This is a genomic window from Phreatobacter aquiterrae (assembly GCF_053471285.1).
Genome location: NZ_JBJPHW010000002.1, coordinates 322,971 through 341,536, shown reverse-complemented (window position 1 = coordinate 341,536; position 18,566 = coordinate 322,971). Strand labels below are relative to the sequence as shown.

Here is an 18,566-nt window from a genome sequence, read left to right as displayed (position 1 = left end):
GATCCTCCATGGTCCGGTCATACACGGCACTCACCGTGTGCCCCCATTCCGTGGAGATCCCCCATGACATCCGCTTCCAAGGCGTCCCGCATTCGCGCCGCCCTTCTCGGCACAGTGGCCGTGGTCGCCGTCGGCGCCGGCGTGCTGACCTTCCAGCCCCCCCGCTCCCCCTTCGTCGCCAGCGCCACCGCGCAGGGCGCGCAGACCGCTCCCATGTCCTTCGCCGACGTGGTCGAGCGGGTGAAGCCCGCCGTCGTCTCGGTGCGCGTCGCCCAGGCCGCCCCGACCCAGGCCATGAGCTTCCGCGAGCTTCCCGGCGGCGACGACGACGAGAACGGCCAGATGGAGCGGTTCATGCGCCGCTTCGGCGAGCAGTTCCGCAACGACCCCCGCTTCGGTGGTCCGCGCGGCCAGGGCGGCCCGCGCTTCGGCGGCCCGCGCGGCCCCGGCGGTCCGCGTTCCATGTCGCAGGGCTCGGGCTTCTTCATCTCGGCCGACGGCTACATCGTCACCAACAACCACGTCGTGCGCGGCGCGACCGAGGCCGACATCGTCATGGACGGTGGCCGCAGCTTCAAGGCGAAGGTGGTCGGCACCGACGAGCGCAGCGATCTCGCACTCCTGAAGGCCGATGGCACCGACTTCCCCTTCGTCCGCTTCGCCGCCAGCGCCCCGCGCGTCGGCGACTGGGTCCTGGCGGTCGGCAATCCCTTCGGCCTCGGCGGCACGGTGACGGCCGGCATCGTCTCGGCCCGTGGCCGCGATATCGGCTCCGGCCCCTACGACGACTTCATGCAGATCGACGCGGCGGTGAACCGCGGCAATTCCGGTGGTCCGACCTTCAACGTCAACGGCGAGGTCGTCGGCGTGAACACCGCCATCTTCTCCCCGTCCGGCGGCAATGTCGGCATCGCCTTCGCCATCCCCTCCGAGACGACCCAGAACGTCGTCGCGGCGCTGCGCGAGGGCGGCTCGGTCCAGCGCGGCTGGATCGGCATCCAGATCCAGGCGGTGACGCCGGAGATCGCCGAGAGCCTGAAGCTCGCCAAGCCCGAGGGCGCCCTCGTCGCCGGCATCCAGTCGGGCAGCCCGGCGGCCAACTCGGACATCAAGCCTTCGGACGTGATCATCGCCGTCGACGGCCAGCCGGTGCGCGATGCCCGCGACCTGTCGCGCCGTGTCGGCACCGCCCGCCCCGGCACGACGGTTCGCCTGACCGTCATGCGTGACGGCGCCGAGACGGCGGTCAACCTGACGCTCGGCCGCCTGCCGGACGAGCGCCGCAGCGCTTCCCTGCAGGACGGCCGCCGGGCACCGCCCAGCGACGTTGCTCCCGAGACGCCGCCCGCAGGTCCGCGTCTCGGTCTGTCGCTCGAGCCCGCCGGGCGCGGCGAGGGCATGGTGGTGACCGAGGTCGATCCCTCCGGTCCCGCCGCCCAGCGCGGCATCCGCCAGGGTGACGTCATCCTCGACGTCGCCGGGCGCTCGGTGTCCTCGCTGCGCGACGTGCGCGAGGCCCTGAACGCGGCCCGCGCCGACGGCCGGCGCTCGGCGCTGATCCGCCTGCGCTCCGGCGAGGGACAGCGCTTCGTCGCCATCCCTCTCAATCCGAGCTGAGACAAAAGTGATGCCGGCGTCGAACCTTTCCGGCGCCGGCCGCTACTCACGAGTGATCCCGGACTGGCAACCCCAGTCGCCCCCCGCCAGCCGGGATCGTCTCGAGCGGGGCGGTCGGAACTCCATGTCCGGCCGCCCCGCCATTTTTTGTCTCCGATCCCCCAACGTCTCTCGCCGGTCTGTGTCTCGCCGCGCCGGTCCGCCCGGGCGCGACGGACAACTGGATATGGCTCGCGGAGCCCGTGTAACATGGCCCCCATGCGGATTCTGATCATCGAGGACGACCGCGAGGCGGCGTCCTACCTCGTCAAGGCCTTCAGGGAGACCGGCCACGTCGCCGATCACGCCGCCGATGGCGAGGACGGCTTGGCCATGGCGGGCGACGGCCCCTATGACGTGCTCATCGTCGACCGCATGCTGCCGAAAAAAGACGGCCTGACCGTCATCGCAGAACTGAGGGCCGCCGGGCGGGACACGCCCGCGCTCATCCTCTCCGCGCTCGGCCAGGTCGACGACCGCGTCAAGGGCCTGAGGGCCGGCGGCGACGACTATCTCCCGAAGCCTTATGCCTTTTCCGAGCTTCTGGCGCGGGTCGAGGTGCTGTCGCGCCGTCGCGCCGCCGGGGCGCCGGAAACCGTCTATCGCGTCGGCGATCTGGAACTCGACCGCCTGTCGCACCGGGTGACGCGGGCCGGCGGGGAACTCCTGCTTCAGCCGCGCGAGTTCCGTCTGCTCGAGTACCTGATGAAGAATGCCGGCCAGGTGGTGACCCGCACCATGCTGCTTGAACACGTCTGGGACTATCATTTCGACCCGCAGACCAACGTTATCGACGTCCACGTGTCGCGCCTGCGCTCCAAGGTCGACAAGGGCTTCGAGCGGCCCCTGATCCACACCATCCGCGGCGCCGGTTACACGGTGCGCGCGTGACCACGGCTGCGCCGGCGAAGGCGCCGCGCCGGCCGTCGGGCTTGCGCACGCTGGTTTCGACGACGGCGTTCAAGATCATCGCCGCCTATCTGCTGATCTTCGTGCTCTTCGCCGGCTTCGTCATCGGCTGGCTCGGTTTTGCGACGCAGCGGCTGTTCACCGACCAGCTCACCGAGACGATCACCGCGGAGGTGCGGGGCCTCGCCGAGCAATATTCAGTCGGCGGCATCCGCCGGCTGGTCGAGGTTGTAGAGGAGCGCGGCAATCGTCCCGGCGCCTCGCTCTATCTCGTCACCTCATTCACCGGCGACGCGATGGCCGGCAATATCGGCGAGTTGCCTGCCGGGACGCTGAACCGGCCCGGCTGGATCGAGACGGATTACCGCCGCGCCGGGGAGAGCGTCACCGACCGGCCGCACCGCGCCATTGTGCAGATCTACGGCCTGCCCGGCAATTTCCGCCTGCTGGTCGGCCGCGACCTCGAGGAACGCGACCGGATGCGCGAGATCTTCGGGCGCGGTTTCCGGCTGGCGCTGATGGTGGCGCTCATCCTCGGCCTGGTCGGTGCCTATTTCGTTACCCGCCGCGTGCTGAAGCGCGTCGACGCCATGACCGACATGTCCCGCCGCATCATGGAGGGCGATCTGACTGGTCGCCTGCCGACGGCCGGCTCACGCGACGAACTGGACCGCCTCGCCGGCAGCGTCAACGACATGCTGGCGCGCATCGAGGCGCTGATGGCGGGCATGAAGGAGGTCTCCGACAACATCGCCCACGACCTCAAGACGCCGCTGACCCGTCTGCGCAACAAGGCCGAGGACGCCCTGCGCGTCGCCTCGGGCGAGGATGCCTATCGCGCCGCGCTGACCGGCATCATCGAGGAATCGGACGGGCTGATCCGCACCTTCAATGCCCTGCTCATGATCGCCCGGGCCGAGGCCGGCAACCAGCGCGAGGGCATGGCGCCGCTCGACCTGGGCGAGATCGCCCGCGGCGTCGCCGAGCTCTACGAGCCGGTTGCGGAGGAGGCGGGCATCGCGCTGGAGGTCGTGGCGGTGCCGGTGCGCGTCAGCGGCAACCGGGAACTGCTCGGCCAGGTCGTCGCCAATCTCGTCGACAACGCCCTGAAGTATGGCGCTCCCGAAGGCGGCGAGCGCAGGGTCAGCGTGACGGTCACGGCGGAGGGAGCCGATGCGCTGATCAACGTCGCGGATCGCGGCCCCGGCATCGCCGACGGCGACCGCGGCCGGGTTCTCGACCGTTTCGTCAGGCTGGAGACGAGCCGCTCCCGGCCCGGCTCGGGCCTCGGCCTCAGCCTCGCCGCGGCGGTTGCGCGGCTACATGGCGGTGGATTGTCGCTCGACGACAATCGTCCGGGTTTGAAGGTGGCGCTGCGTCTGCCACGATTGGCCGATGACACGAACCTCCCGGTCCGGCCCGCCTGATTCGTCGCTGAGCCTCGCCGCGCGGCTGAAGGCCGCCCCCGTCATGCCGAAAGGCGCGACGGCGGCCAAGCGCAGCGCCGAGTTCCTCGGTGGCGTGGACGATGCCGCCCTGCGCGCCAGTCTCGAGGCTGCGCTCAAGGCACCGAAGGCGCGCGCGCTGGTGGCCGGCGTCCTCGCCCACTCGCCCTTCCTCACCGCCATCGCGGTGGACGATCCCGGTCACCTCGCCGCCTGCCTCTCCGAAGCGCCCGAGGGCTGCTTCGCGCGGCTCAAGGCCGAGGCCTCCGCCGCCTGCCGCAAGGCGCGCAGCGACGAGGGGATCGGCCGCGCGCTCCGGCGGTTTCGCGCCCAGGTGGCGCTGCTCGTCGCGCTCGCCGATATCGGCGACGTCTGGCCGCTGGAGACCGTCACCCGCGCTCTGACCGCGACGGCGGACCTCGCCGTGGCCGAGGCGGTCGCCCATCTGATGCGCGACCTCGCCGACGGCGGGATCCTCGACCCCGCCGACCCGAAGAACGCGGAGGTCGGCTCAGGCTACATCGTGCTCGCCATGGGCAAGCACGGCGCCTTCGAGCTCAACTATTCCAGCGACATCGACCTGATCGTGTTCTTCGACCCCGACAAGGCGCCGATGAAGCCGGGTAGGGAGGCCCAGCCGGCCTATGTGCGCCTCACCCAGCGGCTGGTGAAGATCCTGCAGGAGCGCACGGCGGACGGCTATGTCTTCCGCACCGACCTGCGCCTGAGGCCCGATCCCGGCGCGACGGCGGTTGCCATCTCGACGCCTGCGGCGCTGCACTACTACGAGACCATCGGCCAGACCTGGGAGCGCTCGGCCTTCATCAAGGCGCGGCCCTGCGCCGGCGACATCGCGGCAGGCGAGGCGTTCCTCCAGGAGATGCAGCCCTTCATCTGGCGCAAATATCTCGACTATGCGGCCGTCGCCGACGTCCATGCGATGAAGCGCCAGATTCACGCCTTCCGCGGCCATGATGCGCTGGCCGTCGAGGGCCACAACATCAAGCTCGGCCGCGGCGGCATTCGCGAGATCGAGTTCTTCGTGCAGACGCAGCAGCTCATCGCCGGCGGCCGCAACCCGGCGCTGCGCGTTCGCGACACGATGACCGGGCTCGAGCGCCTGCGCGAGGCCGGCTGGGTGACGGCCGAGACGCGCGAGGCGCTGGAGCGCGCCTACCGCTTCCTGAGGCAGATCGAGCACCGGCTGCAGATGGTCGCCGACGAGCAGACGCACAGCCTGCCCGAGACGACCGAGGGCGTGGAGCGCATCGCAATGTTCCTCGGCTACAGCAACCATGCCGCCTTCGCCGCCGCGCTCACGGCGGAGCTCAGGCCGGTCGAGGCGGCCTATGCAAAGCTCTTCGAGACCCTGCCGACGCTGTCCGAGGTGAAGGGCACGCTCGACCTGACGTCCTCGCCGCCGAAGGCGACGACGGTGGCGGCGCTGAAGGACATCGGTTTCGCCGACCCCGTGGCCGTCGTCGCCACCGTGCAGGCCTGGCAGCATCCCAGGAGCGGCGGCCTTCGCGCCCGCGACGCGCGTGAGCGCGTTGCCGAACTCGCGCCGGCTCTCCTCGACGCCCTGTCGCGCAGCGGCGATGCCGATCTCGGCCTCAGGGCCTTCGACCGCCTGCTGACGCGCCACTCACAGCCGATCGAGCTGCTCGCCATCCTCAGGACCCATCCGGACCTGCTCGAGCTCATTTCGCAGATCCTCGGCTCGGCGCCGCGCCTCGCCGACCTGCTCGGGCGCCGCGCCCACGTGCTCGACGCGCTGCTGGAGCCGGCCTTCTTCGGCGAACTGCCGTCCGGTGCCGATCTGGCCGCCCGTCTCAAGGAGACGCTGTCCATGGCGGCCGACGCCGAGGACGTTCTCGACCGTGCCCGCATTTTCGGCCAGGAGCAGATGTTCCTCACCGGCGTGCGCGTCCTTGCCGGGACGGTGTCGGCGGAGGCGGCCGGCCAGGCCTTCGCGCGCCTCGCCGAGCAGCTCATCAAGGCGCTCTACCAGGCGGTCACCGACTGGATCGCCGCGGCCCACGGGTCCATTCCCGGCATGCGGACCGCGGTCATCGCCCTCGGCAAGCTGGGCGGCCGCGAGATGACGGCCGGTTCCGACCTCGACCTCATCCTGCTCTACGACCACGATCCCAGCGAGAGCGCCTCCGGCGGCCCGCGCCCGCTGACCGGCAGCCACTACTTCTCCCGCATGACGCAGCGCCTCATCAGCGCCCTGTCGGCGCCGACCAGCGAAGGCGTGCTGTTCGACGTCGATCTGAGGCTCAGGCCCTCGGGGCGGTCGGGACCGGTGGCCACCCATATCGACGGCTTCCGCGCCTACCAGGTGAAGGAGGCCTGGACCTGGGAGCACATGGCACTGACGCGCGCCCGCGTGGTCGCCGCAACCCCCGGCTTCGAGGTCGAGGTGAGCGAGGCCATCCGCCGCGTCCTGACGGCGAAACGCCCGGCCAAGGCGACCCTCGCCGACATCGTCGACATGCGCCGGGCCATCGCCGAGGACAAGGGCGACGCCGACCGCTGGGACCTGAAATATGTCCGTGGCGGGCTGATCGACATCGAGTTCGTCGCGCAGGCCCTGCAACTCGTCCACGGCGCGCGCCACCCCGACATTCTCGACACCAACACGATCCGCGTGCTGGACAAGGCCGCCGCCGCCGGACTCCTGAAACCGTCGCAGGGCGATGCCCTGCGGTCGGCCTGCCGGCTCTACCAGCGCCTGACGCAGATCCTCAGGCTCTGTCTGGTGGATGTCTTCGATCCGAAGACCGCCGCGCCGGGCCTGAAGCGCCTGCTCGCGCGGGCCGGCGAGCTGCCGGATTTCGCCACCGTCGACGCCCATCTGGCGGAGGTGCAGAAGCAGGTTCGCAAGGCCTTCGAGAGCATCGTCGGACCCCTCTAGGGAGGGTCAGGCGATCACCGCCGCCGCGCCGGGACCGTCGACCGGCAGCCTGACGACGACCGTCGTGCCGCGCCCCAGCGTCGAGCGGATGCGCAGCGACCCGCCATGCATCTCCACCAGCGACTTGGCGATGGCAAGGCCAAGCCCCGACCCCTGATGGTCGCGCGAGAACTGGCTCTGGACCTGCTCGAAGGGCTTGCCGAGCTTGTGCAGCGCATGGCGGGGAATGCCGATGCCGGTGTCCTCGATGGCGATGGCGACAACGCCGCGGGCTTTGCGGGCGCGCACCGAGATCATGCCGCCACGCGGCGTGAACTTCACCGCGTTGGACAGGAGGTTGAGGGCGATCTGCTTGATGGATCGCCGGTCGGCGACGAGATCCATGCCGGCGGGCACCTCGGCCTCGATCAGGATCTCCTTGTCGGCGGCCATCTTGGAGACGACGCGCATGGTCTCGTCCAGCGTCTCCTCCAGGCAGATCGCCGCCGGCTCCAGCGTCAGCCGGCCGGCCTCGATGCGCGCCATGTCGAGGATGTCGTCGATGAGGGACAGCAGAAAGTGCCCGCTGTCGTGGATATCGCGGGCGTATTCGAGGTATTTCAGCGCGCCGAGCGGGCCGAAATGCCCGTCCTTCATCACCTCCGAGAAGCCGATGATGGCGTTGAGCGGGGTGCGCAGCTCGTGGCTCATGGCGGCGAGGAACTCCGACTTGGCGCGGTTCGCCTCTTCGGCCTGCGTCTTCTGCTCGGAATACATCTCCGCGAGCTCGGCAAGCTGCTGGGTCTGCTTCTCGAGCGTGTACTGGCTGCGCTGGAGGTCGGCGACGCCGGCGCGCAGGCGCTGTTCGCTGGCGGTAAGCTGCGTCTCGTGGCGCTTCAGCGCGGTGATGTCGGTGCCGACCGAGACGAAGCCGCCGCAATGGGTCCGCCTCTCGCTGATCTGCAGCCAGCGGCCGTCGACGAGTTCCACCTCCAGGTCGCGGGAGCCGTCATGCGAGCGATCCGACAGGACGCGGCCGTCCTTGACCCGCGCGCCGCCGCCGGTCGCCGCCAGGATCTCGTCATAGCGGCCGCCGGGGAGCGCCTGCTCCTCGGTGAGACCGTTCAGCTCGCGGAACTTCGAGTTGCAGACGACGATGCGGTCCTGGTCGTCGCAGACCACGAAAGCCTCCGAAATGGTCTCGATGGCCTCGCGAATGCGATGGTCGGCGGCGGCGTTGCGCGCGGCGAGTTCGAGCTGCTCGGTGATGTCGACGACGATGCCGACGAATCGGGGATGGTCAACCCCGGAGAGGCTGAGGCCGCGGCCGCGGGCACGCAGCCAGATCCAGCGCCCGTCGGCGTGGCGCATGCGGAACTGGAAGTCGACGGCGTTGCGCGGATCGAGATCGGTGAGGTTGGCGATGCCGCCGAGATAGCCGTCGTCGGGGTGAAGCAGAGGGAGGAGTTCGTCGAAGGTAACGAGCCCGTCGCGGTCGCTCATGCCGAGGATCTCGAACATGGAGGCGGACCAGTACATCTGGTGTGTGCCGATCTCCCAGTCCCACAGACCGCAGCCGCCGCTCTCCAGCGCCGCGTCGATGGTGGCGCGGGCGTTCTGGTTGATCATGTCGGCGGTGGCGGCGCGCATGGTCTGGATGTGGAAGGCAAGGCCGATGACGAGAAGCAGCAGGCCGGTGGTGGTGAACAGCGTGCCGGTCAGCACCGAGGAGCGCCACCACTGCGCCAGAGCTGCATCGGGCGTCTGCAGGACGTAGAGATGGGAGAGCGGCAGCGGCAGTGGCCGCGTCACCAGAATCACGTCGGCTCCTGACGACAGTTGGATTGCGATGGCGCCAGCGCCGATCGCCGGCGGCGCGGCGAAGACATCGCGCACCGGCTTGCCGATCCACTGCCGGGCGGCCGGCGGCGTTGCCGCGACGACGTGTCCGGAGCCGTCAGCGACGAGGATGATCCGGCCGGCGGACGCGCCGATGCGCGGGGCGGTCAGGTCGAGCGCCAGCTGGGCCGCCGTGCCGACGTCGCCATCGGTGACCGCGATGCGGTGGTTGAGATCGATGTCGATGGCCGATGCGGCGATGGCGAGGTCGGCGCCGATGCCGTTGAGCGCCTCGACCCGGCTGGTGAGAATCTGCTGGACGGCGCCGGCGCCCATGACGACGAGGAATGCGATGATGAGGGTCGGGACGAGCCGCCGCAGGAGCGGCTCGTAGGGGGACAGCCAGGTCTCCAGCGACGTGTCGAACGTGCTGGCGAAGCCCTGCGATCTCGTGGCGTGAATCAGCGCGTCCGCGCTGGGCGCGACACTGCGCTCCATCGCCGGTACCCCCGTCGAATCTCTGAAGTTTCGCTCGGAGATCGAGCCCCAGCCCCTCCGAATCACGGCCATAAGAATCGATTTGCCGGAGGGCTGTCTAGAGTCGCGGAATCACACGGAAGGAAATATTTCGTTAATGCGGTTGGGAATGAATCCCTTGTCAGCCAAGCGAGCGGGCGACGATGTCGCGGACATCGGCCGACAGGGTGCCGACGGCGGCGACCCGTTCGAGTGCCGCGCGGGCCTTGCCACGGCGGCCGATCTCCAGCGCGCGCCAGCTCCGGAAGGCGGAGAGGAGCCGCGCCGCGACCTGCGGATTGCGGCCGTCCGTGTCGATGACGACCTCGGCGAGGAAGTCGTAGCCGGCGCCGTCGGCACGGTTGAACTGGGTCTGGTTGGTGGTGGCGAAGCTGCCGACCAGCGCCCTCAGGCGGTTCGGGTTGCCCATGGCGAAGGCGGGGTCTGCGAGGAGGGCGCGCACCCGGTCCAGCGTCGCCGCCTCCGGAATGGCGGCCTGCAGGGCGAGCCACTTGTCGAGGATCAGCGCATCGGCGCGGTAGCGTTCGCGGAACGCGGCGAGCGCCGCCTCGCGTCGCGGCCCGACATGCTGGGCGAGAACGGCGAGCGCGGCGAAGCGGTCGGTCATGTTGTCGGCGTCGCGGTGGCGGGCTTCCACCACGGCCAGCCTGTCGTCGGAGCCGCCGGCTGCCCAGAGGTCGAGGGCGACGTTGGACAGGGCGCGCCGGCCGGCCGAGGCGGCGTGGGGTGAATAGGGTCCCGGGGTGGCGAAGCGGCCGAGGGTCGCCTCGAGCCGTGCCGACAATTCTGTGCCGACGGCGCGCCTGAGCGCGCCGCGCGCCCGGAAGATCGCGTCCGGATCGACATCGCTGCCGCTCTCGCGGGCGATGTCGGCCTCAGACGGCAGGGTAAGGCACTGCGCCGCGAAGGCGGGATCGGTCGCCGCCCCGTCGAGCACGGCGGCGAGAGCCTCGGCCACGGCCTGGGCGCCCTGGGGTTCCGTTCCGCCCCGGCTGACCGCGACGAGATGCTCCGTCGCCAGTGTCTGGATCGCCTGCCAGCGGTTGCAGGGGTCGCTGTCGTTGCGGGCAAGGAAGGCGAGATCGGCGCGGCCGAGGTCGGTCTTCAGTACGATGGGTGCCGAAAAGCCGCGGTTGATCGACAGCACCGGGCGGGTCGGATGGCCCGAGAAGGTCACCGTGCGGTGCGTCTCGTCGAGCGCGATCACCCCCGGGATCGTCCGTCCGTCTTCGGTGAACAGCGGCCGCTCCGTACCGTCAGGACCGATGAGCCCGAAGGCGAGGGGAATGACCATGGGCTTCTTGGCGTTCTGCCCTGGCGTCGGCCTCAGTGTCTGCGTGAGGTCGAGCGTGAAGGTGCCGGCCTTCGCGTCGTGGCGGGTGGCGACGGAGACCTCCGGCGTTCCGGACTGGCGATACCAGAGGAAGAACTGGCTGAGGTCGCGGCCGCTCGCCTCGGCGAAGCAGGCGATGAAGTCCTCCACGGTTGCCGCGTCGCCGTCGTGGCGGGCAAGGTAGAGGTCCATGCCATCACGGAACGCCTCCGCGCCGATCAGCACTTTGAGCGCCCGGATCACCTCGGCGCCCTTCTCATAGACGGTCGCCGTATAGAAGTTGTTGATCTCGTGATAGATTTCAGGGCGGACGGGATGGGCGAGGGGACCCGCATCCTCGGCGAACTGGTGGCTCTTCAGCAGCCGCACGTCGGCGATGCGCTTCACCGCGCGCGAGCGCATGTCTCCCGAGAACTCCTGGTCGCGGAAGACGGTGAGGCCCTCCTTCAGGCAGAGCTGGAACCAGTCGCGGCAGGTGATGCGGTTGCCGGTCCAGTTGTGGAAATACTCGTGGGCGATGATGGCCTCGATCGCCGCGTAGTCCTGGTCGGTGGCGGTGTCGGGAAGGGCGAGAACGTACTTGTCGTTGAAGATGTTGAGGCCCTTGTTCTCCATCGCCCCCATGTTGAAGTCGGACACGGCGACGATGTTGAAGACGTCGAGGTCGTATTCGCAGCCGAAGGCCTCCTCGTCCCAGCGCATGGAGCGCTTCAGCGCGTCCATGGCATAGGCGCAGCGGTCCTCCTTGCCGTGCTCGACGAAGATGCCGAGGCGGACGACACGACCCGAGCGCGTGGTGAAGCTGTCGGTGACCTCGGCGAGATCGCCACCGACGAGGGCGAAGAGGTAGCTTGGCTTGGGATGCGGGTCGTGCCAGACGGCAAAGTGGCGTCCGCCGGGCAGGTCGCCGGCCTCGACGAGGTTGCCGTTGCCGAGCAGAACCGGCGCCGCCTTCTTCTCCGCCTCGATGCGGGTCGTATAGACCGCGAGCACGTCGGGACGGTCGGGAAAATAGGTGATGCGGCGGAAGCCCTCGGCCTCGCACTGGGTGCACCAGGTGCCCGACGAGCGGTAGAGGCCCATGAGCTGCGTGTTGGCCTGCGGGTCGATCACGGTTTCCACTGTCAGGCGAAATCGCTGGGTCGGCGGCGCGTGGATGACGAGGCGGTCGGGCGTCGCCTCGTATTCGCCGGGGTTCAGGACGCGCCCGTCGATGGCGATGGCGGCAAGCGTCAGGCCGCCGCCGTCGAAGACGAGCGGAGCGTCGGCGCGGCCCTCGGGGTGACGCTCGATCTCGGTCACGGCCTTCACGGTGGTCGCGGTCGGATGCAGCGCGACGTCGAGATGCACGGTCTTCGCGACATGGTCGGGAACCCGGTACTCGGAGAGACGCACGGGGTTCGCCTGTTCGCTGCGCATGAAACCATCCTCGTCTACGATCGTCGGGGCCGCGGTGAACCTAGGGTGGTCGCGGCGGCTATGAAAGGGCGCGCGGCGGCTCGGTGTGGCCGACGACGCGGATCACCCGCGCATGGATGCGCCGGAACCTCCGCTCGATCTCGTCGACGGCCTCGTGGACGGCCTCCACCGTCAGCGACGGGTCGGCGCGGCAATGATAGGTGACGACGACGCCCTGGCCCGTCTCGCGAACCCTGACGCTGTGGACGTCGGTGATCGGGCCGGTCTCGGCGGCGAGCGCCGCCAGGCTCGCCGCAACGTCGGCGACGCGGGAGGGCTCGGCGTCGCTGCCGATCAGCATCTCCACCTGCAGCGGCTCGATATGGGTCTCCACCTCGACATCAGCGCCGAGTTCGCCGCGGATGGCGGTTTCCAGCCGGCTGGCGATCTCGTGCGCCTCGCCGAGCGTCAGCGCGCCGTCCACCTCAAGGTCGAGACCGACGCAGAGCTGCTCGCCGAGATGCTGCACCGTGACGTGGTGGACCGCGAGAGCGTGCCGGCGGGCGGTCAGGTGGACGCGCTCCATCACGGTCTCGTCGTCGAGCGCGACCGGCTCGGTGGTCACCGTCGTGACCGTGCCCGCATGGGCCGTCGCGGCGGCGGCGGCGATGGCTGACTTGATCTCGGCGACCCGTTCCAGTGGCAGGGTGCGATTCACCTTGACGATGACCTCGGCGAGCGTGTCGGTGCCGACCTCGCGCAGCCGGATGCTCTCGACCTCGACGACGCCCGGCACGCCCGCAACCGCCTCGCTGACCGCAGGAGTCGCCCCCTTCGGCGCCCGGTCCATCAGCGTGTCGATGGTGCGGCGGCCGAGCTGCCAGCTCATGACGCAGATGAGGATGGCGACGACGATGGCCGCGATGGCGTCGGCCTTGGGAAAGCCGAGCCAGACGAACAGCAGCCCGGCCAGCACCACGATCGAACTCGCCATGTCCGCGGCGAAATGCAGGGCGCCCGACTCGAGCGCGTGGCTGCCGGTTTCCTCGGCGACGCGCCTCATCACCCTGACGCGCCAGTAGTCGATGGCGATCACCGCCACCATCAGACCGGCCATCAACGGCGTCACCTCGACCGCGTGGCCGCCGCCGGCCAGCCTCCGGACCGCCTCGGTGACGACGATGCCCGAGACGAGGAAGAGGAAGGCTGTTTCGGCGAGGGCGGCGATGGATTCGACCTTGCCGTGGCCGTACTGGTGATCGTCGTCGGCCGGCTTGTCGGCGAGCCGCACGGCATAGAAGGTGAGCAGGGTCGCCGCCGTATCGACGAGGCCATGCGCGGCCTCCGCCAGGATCGCGATGGAGCCGCTGGCAAGGCCCACCGCCCCCTTCGCCGCCGTCAGGACGACCGTGACCAGGATCGAGGCCAGCGCCGCCTTTTGCTTGATGGAGACCATGGTCGCGGATCCTTGGCCGTGGATTGAAGCGGAGGCCTAGTCGCTGCCCCGCCGCGGGTCAATCGCCATACATGATCCCGGCCGCCGCCCGCGCGGCTGCCGCCCTGCGCGCGCCCTTGACGCTGCCGGCCCGGCAGGGTCCCGTGGGCGCCGATCCCCGTTCCGGACCCGGCCGCCATGACGCCCATCGACCTCGACGCTCAATACAACAACCGCGCCATGGTGCCGGAACACCCTGCCGTCATGGCCGGCTGGGCCAGCGACGCGGCGGCCTTTCGGGTGGCGCGGCCGGATGCCGCCCTCGACCAGCCCTACGGCACCGGCGAGCGGCATCGCTACGACCTCTTTCCGGCCGCCATGCCGCGGCCCGGCGCGCCGGTGGCGCTGTTCATCCACGGCGGCTACTGGCAGGCCCTCGACAGGGCCTCCTTCAGCCATATGGCGGCTGGCGCCAATGCCCATGGCCTCGACGTCGCCGTGACGAGCTACGACCTCTGTCCCCAGGTGAAGCTGGCGGCGATCGTCGACAATGTCATCGCATGCATCCGCGCCCTGCGCGAGCGCACCGGCCGGCGGGTGCTGCCCTTCGGCCATTCGGCCGGCGGTCACCTCGCCGCCTGCATGGCGGCCGCCGACTGGCCCCGCATCGGCGAGGCCGCCGACATCATCGCCGCGGCCATGCCGGTCTCGGGCCTGTTCCATCTGGCGCCGCTGGTGCCGACCTTCGTCAACCGGGCCATGGGCATGGATGCGGGGGAGGCGGCCGCACTCTCGCCGCTCGTCTGGACCCCGCCGGGGGGATTGAAGGTCACGGCCGTGGTCGGCGGGGCCGAATCCGGCGAGTATCACCGCCAGACCCGCACGCTGGTGGAGTGCTGGGGTATTCTCGGGGCGGAGACCCGGGAGATCGTGGTGCCGGGCGCCAACCACTTCACGATCATCGGCCCCTTCGCCGATGCCGGGTCGGATCTCACGGCCGAACTGGTGCGCCTCGCCTCTTGATCGACCACAAGGCTCTCGCTGGCGCGTCATGACATGCTGCACGACACTCCCAGCTCCGAGGCCCTCATGCTCCCCCGCGTTCCCCACGTCTTCGTTGCCTTGCTCATCGCCGCCTGCCTGCTGCCGGACCTGGCCGCGGCGCAGAGCCAGCGCGTGCTCATCCGGCGTGGCGAGACGCTGGTGCGCCAGCACTGCGCCCTCTGCCACGGGGTCGGCCGGGAGGACACCAGCCGCTATCCCAATGCGCCGCTGTTCCGCGAGCTGAGCAAGCGTTATCCGGTGGACGTGCTGGAAGAGGCACTTGCCGAGGGCTTCACGTCAGGCCATCCGGCAATGCCGGAATATACCTTCTCGGCGGACCGCGCGGCGGCCATCGTCGCCTATCTCATGTCGATCCAGACCGATCCGAACGCCCGTCCGCAGCGGCAGTGAGACGGCGTCGCCGCGGGACCCGTGAAACGACAAAGCCCGGCGCGAGGGCCGGGCTTTGCTGCAGGACGAGGATGGCGCCAGGGTTCAGAAGAACGCCTGGATTCCGGTCTGGGCGCGGCCGAGGATGAGCGCGTGCACGTCGTGGGCGCCCTCGTAGGTGTTGACCGTCTCGAGGTTCACCATGTGGCGGATGACGTGGTACTCGGCCGAGATGCCGTTGCCGCCGTGCATGTCGCGGGCCATGCGGGCGATGTCGAGGGCCTTGCCGCAGTTGTTGCGCTTCATCAGCGAGATCGCCGGGGGCGCGAAATTGTGCTCCTCCATCAGCCGGCCGAGGCGCAGCGCGCCGTGCAGGCCAAGCGTGATCTCGGTCTGCATGTCCGCGAGCTTCTTCTGGACGAGCTGGGTGGCGGCCAGCGGCTTGCCGAACTGCTTGCGGTCGAGCGTGTACTGGCGGGCACGGTGCCAGCAGTCTTCCGCCGCGCCCATGGCGCCCCAGGCGATGCCGTAGCGGGCGCGGTTGAGGCAGCCGAACGGGCCGGAAAGCCCCTTGGCGTTCGGCAGCATGTTCTCGGCAGGCACGAAGACGTCATCCAGCACGATCTCGCCGGTGACGGAGGCGCGCAGGCTGACCTTGCCTTCGATCTTCGGGGTGGAGAAGCCCTTCATGCCACGCTCGACGATGAAGCCGCGGATGGCCTCGTCGGTCTTGGCCCAGACGACCGCAACGTCGGCGATCGGCGAGTTGGTGATCCACATCTTGGACCCCTTGAGCACGCAGCCGCCGTCGACCTTCACAGCGCGGGTCTTCATGCCGGCGGGGTCCGAACCGGCATCGGGCTCGGTCAGGCCGAAGCAGCCGACCCACTCGCCCGAGGCGAGCTTCGGAAGGTACTTCTTGCGCTGCTCCTCCGAGCCGTAGGCGTAGATCGGGTACATGACCAGCGAGGACTGCACCGAACAGGCCGAGCGATAGCCGGAATCGACGCGCTCCACCTCGCGGGCGATGAGGCCATAGGCGACATAGCCGAGGTCGGCGCCGCCATATTCGGAGGGCAGCGTCGAGCCGAGAAGGCCGAGTTCGCCCATCTCGCTCATGATCTCGCGGTCGAAGCGCTCGTCGAGGAAGGCCGAGGTGACGCGCGGCAGCAGCTTCTCCTGGCAATAGGTGCGGGCCGTCTCCTGCACCATGCGTTCTTCTTCTGTCAGCATGCCGTCGAGGTTCAGCGGGTCTTCCCAGTTGAACTCTTCGCTGTCCTTCACATAGGAGCCGGAAGCGGGGGTGAGCGAGGCGACGGCCATGGCGATGATCCTCAAGCGACTGATGGCGCTGTCTTAGGCCAAAGGCCCGACAGCGCCAAGCACCCGATGGTCATACCCTGCCTGCCGCCGGCGCGGGATGCGGCATCGTCGCAAGGCGCGCCAGGGGCGATGCGACGGAGACGAGAGCGGAGGCGGCGAAGGCGACGGCCACCATGGCGATGGCCGCGTCGAGGCCCGCATATTGGCCGACGAGGCCGCCGGCGAGCGCCCCGATCGGGCGGATGCCATAGATGGCGACCTGAATGGTCGCCGTCACGCGCCCCATGAGGGCGGGCGGCGTCACGATCTGGCGGACCGAGGTCTGCATCACCAGCCAGAGCATGGGGCCGAAGCCGATGAGGCCGAAGGCGAGGGCGGCCATGGCGAGCCCGCCGATGCGCGGCGACAGCGCCATCAGGATTGCGCCCAGCGCCGAAGACAGCGGCCCGAACAGCAGGACGGCGCGCGGCTGCACCCGCGCGAAGATGAACGGGGCGGCAGCCGCGCCGGCGATCATGCCGAGCCCGTTGACCCCCTGGGCGAGGCCGGCGCCGGCCGCATCCGTGCCGAGGCGGGTGAGGGCGAAGGGCACGAACACCGCCAGGAGCGCGACGAAGGCGAAGTTCCAGAACACGGCGCAGAGGCCGATGGCGCGCAGCAGCGGATCGGCGACGACGAAGCGTGCACCTTCGGCGATGGCCTGGAGGACGGGCGGCTTGGCGGTCGCCGCGGCTGTATCCGGCACCCGCAGCCGCGTGGCGCAGGCGAGCGCGCCGAGCGCGAGCATGGCGGCGAGGAGATAGCCTGAGAGCGGCGATGCCCGGGTCGCAAGAAAACCGACGATGAAGGGCGCGGCGGCGCTGGCGAGGGCTCGCGCCAGTTCGATCCGCGCATTGGCGCGCGGCAGGTTGGCGGTGGCGACGATCTCGGGCATCAGCCCGATCTGGACGAGGACGAAGGTCACGGTGCCGGCCGCCGCGAGAAACGCGGCGATGCCGAGCAGAACCGGATTCTGCAGTGCGGCCGCCGCGACCGCGCCGGTGGCGCCGAGAAGGCTGAGTGCCAGGGCTGTCAGCAGCACCCGGCGCTTCGACAGCCGGTCGACGACGACGCCCGCCGGCAGCGACACGAGGAGCCAGGCGGCGGTCTGCGCTGCCACCAGCGCCCCGACGAGGCCGGGGCCTGCGCCCATGACGAGGATGGCGGTGACGGGCAGGGCGGCTAAAGCGATCTGGTCGGCCGTCTGGACGAGGCCGGCGGTCGCGAAGAGGCGGGAAAAGGCGGTGGGCGAGCGGGTCGCGGTCGTGTCGGTCATGGCGGATCTCCTGCCGGCAGACCTGTCACGACTGGCGGCGGGGCGACACCCGATCTCTCCACCCGATTTCTGCACGGTCCGGCAGCCGGCGTTCCGGTGGCTGTGATGCGGAACCGTCACCCTCCCCTGGAGGGGGAGGGTCGGCGGCCGAAGGCCGACGGGGTGGGGTGGATGCTCGCACATTGACCGAAGTATGCCGCGTCACCCCACCGCACCCCGCTCTCGCTCCGCTCAAGCGACCCTCCCCCTGCAGGGGGAGGGTCAAGATGGCGCGCAACCTCGCATGGTGGGGCCGTACTTTTCAGGGAACCGGCACCATGAGCCGACCCTCGGGAGCCTACCGCCCGGCGCGCTCCATCAGCAGCGGCCGCCCGCCCTCGGCCGGGTCCTTCGTGAAGCCGGTCGCGGTGAGGAGGAAGGAGAGGCTGTTGCCGTCGAGGCCGTAGAGCACCAGCTTTGGCGCCTCGATCCGCCAGGAGGCGAGCCGAAGCCGCGTAACGGCGGGCTGGCAACCCTGCGCGGTGACGCGGACCGCATAGCTTTCCTGACCGCCGGGCGGCGGCCGGTCGGACAGGTGGAGGCGGCAGACCACGTCGCCCTCAGGCCGGCGCAGCACCCAGTCTCCGAAGGCGTCGCGCGCATTGGGCACCCGGTCGATCCCCTCGGGCGCCTTGACGAGCACATATCCCGGCGCGGGCTCCATGGCGGAATAGGACGCATCCTCGTTCTCGCGGAAGCGCAGCAGCGTGCGTCGGGCCGGGTCGATGAGGCTGATGCCCTCGACCGGGCTCCAGGCCGCGGCATTGGCGATGGCGGGAACCCGCTGGGCACAGGGCGGAGACACCGCCAGGCCGTAGCCGCCGATGGCCGGCGTCGTCGCCAGCGTGACGCGGCAGCCGGGCGCGCCATCGGCGGGCGCGACAAGCCATGTGCCGGCCAGCGAGCGCAGGATGCCGGGATCGATGCCCTGCGCTCCCGCCGGCAGGCCGAAGGCCATGACCAGAAGCGTGAGCGCGGCGCGGATCATGACGGATGATCCCACA

The 18,566-nt window shown here is 70.0% G+C and carries 12 protein-coding genes; 6 read left to right on the top strand and 6 right to left on the bottom strand.

The genetic code is table 11. The features are described from left to right. Positions 1–63: 63 nt before the first annotated feature. The 4 genes from ACJ4V0_RS04115 to ACJ4V0_RS04100 all read left to right on the top strand — a co-directional run bounded on the left by ACJ4V0_RS04115 (position 64) and on the right by ACJ4V0_RS04100 (position 6,930). Complete coding sequence (locus ACJ4V0_RS04115) at positions 64–1,617, top strand: Do family serine endopeptidase (protein ID WP_448298285.1); 1,554 nt, start codon at positions 64–66, stop codon at positions 1,615–1,617. A gap of 258 nt (positions 1,618–1,875) precedes the next feature. Then, positions 1,876–2,547 carry a winged helix-turn-helix domain-containing protein gene (locus ACJ4V0_RS04110; protein WP_448298467.1) on the top strand — a complete coding sequence of 224 codons (672 nt, stop codon included), beginning with the start codon at positions 1,876–1,878 and terminating at the stop codon, positions 2,545–2,547. Continuing rightward, a complete protein-coding gene (locus ACJ4V0_RS04105) occupies positions 2,544–3,992 on the top strand; it encodes a sensor histidine kinase (protein WP_448298284.1) in 1,449 nt (482 codons plus the stop codon). Before ACJ4V0_RS04110 ends, ACJ4V0_RS04105 begins: the two co-directional genes overlap by 4 nt. Beyond that, positions 3,961–6,930: a bifunctional [glutamine synthetase] adenylyltransferase/[glutamine synthetase]-adenylyl-L-tyrosine phosphorylase gene (locus ACJ4V0_RS04100; RefSeq protein ID WP_448298283.1), complete on the top strand. Its 2,970-nt coding sequence runs from the start codon at positions 3,961–3,963 to the stop codon at positions 6,928–6,930. Before ACJ4V0_RS04105 ends, ACJ4V0_RS04100 begins: the two co-directional genes overlap by 32 nt. Before the next feature lie 6 nt (positions 6,931–6,936). On the opposite strand, the gene ACJ4V0_RS04095 is transcribed toward ACJ4V0_RS04100, so the two are convergent. The 3 genes from ACJ4V0_RS04095 to ACJ4V0_RS04085 form a co-directional block, all read right to left on the bottom strand. Continuing rightward, positions 6,937–9,246, bottom strand: coding sequence for a PAS domain-containing sensor histidine kinase (locus ACJ4V0_RS04095; protein ID WP_448298282.1), 2,310 nt, complete (start codon positions 9,244–9,246; stop codon positions 6,937–6,939). Between the two features lie 160 nt (positions 9,247–9,406). Further along, positions 9,407–12,037 (bottom strand): aminopeptidase N, encoded by a 2,631-nt coding sequence (pepN, locus tag ACJ4V0_RS04090; protein WP_448298281.1) that lies wholly within the window; start codon positions 12,035–12,037, stop codon positions 9,407–9,409. 58 nt (positions 12,038–12,095) lie between these two features. Then, positions 12,096–13,472 carry a cation diffusion facilitator family transporter gene (locus tag ACJ4V0_RS04085; RefSeq protein ID WP_448298280.1) on the bottom strand — a complete coding sequence of 459 codons (1,377 nt, stop codon included), beginning with the start codon at positions 13,470–13,472 and terminating at the stop codon, positions 12,096–12,098. Positions 13,473–13,649: 177 nt separating this feature from the next. Between ACJ4V0_RS04085 and ACJ4V0_RS04080 the strand changes: the two genes are divergently transcribed. Further along, positions 13,650–14,474, top strand: coding sequence for an alpha/beta hydrolase (locus ACJ4V0_RS04080; RefSeq protein WP_448298279.1), 825 nt, complete (start codon positions 13,650–13,652; stop codon positions 14,472–14,474). A 66-nt stretch (positions 14,475–14,540) separates the two neighbouring features. Next, complete coding sequence (locus ACJ4V0_RS04075; RefSeq protein WP_448298278.1) at positions 14,541–14,906, top strand: c-type cytochrome; 366 nt, start codon at positions 14,541–14,543, stop codon at positions 14,904–14,906. A gap of 84 nt (positions 14,907–14,990) precedes the next feature. Here the strand turns inward: ACJ4V0_RS04075 and ACJ4V0_RS04070 are convergent, their stop codons facing one another. From ACJ4V0_RS04070 to ACJ4V0_RS04060, 3 genes are all read right to left on the bottom strand, one after another. Next, positions 14,991–16,208 carry an acyl-CoA dehydrogenase gene (locus ACJ4V0_RS04070; RefSeq protein WP_448298277.1) on the bottom strand — a complete coding sequence of 406 codons (1,218 nt, stop codon included), beginning with the start codon at positions 16,206–16,208 and terminating at the stop codon, positions 14,991–14,993. A 70-nt stretch (positions 16,209–16,278) separates the two neighbouring features. Next, positions 16,279–17,523 carry an MFS transporter gene (locus tag ACJ4V0_RS04065; RefSeq protein ID WP_448298276.1) on the bottom strand — a complete coding sequence of 415 codons (1,245 nt, stop codon included), beginning with the start codon at positions 17,521–17,523 and terminating at the stop codon, positions 16,279–16,281. Positions 17,524–17,860: 337 nt separating this feature from the next. Then, entirely contained in the window at positions 17,861–18,550 is a 690-nt protein-coding gene (locus ACJ4V0_RS04060; RefSeq protein ID WP_448298275.1) for an AprI/Inh family metalloprotease inhibitor, read from the bottom strand. Between the last annotated feature and the right edge of the window lie 16 nt (positions 18,551–18,566).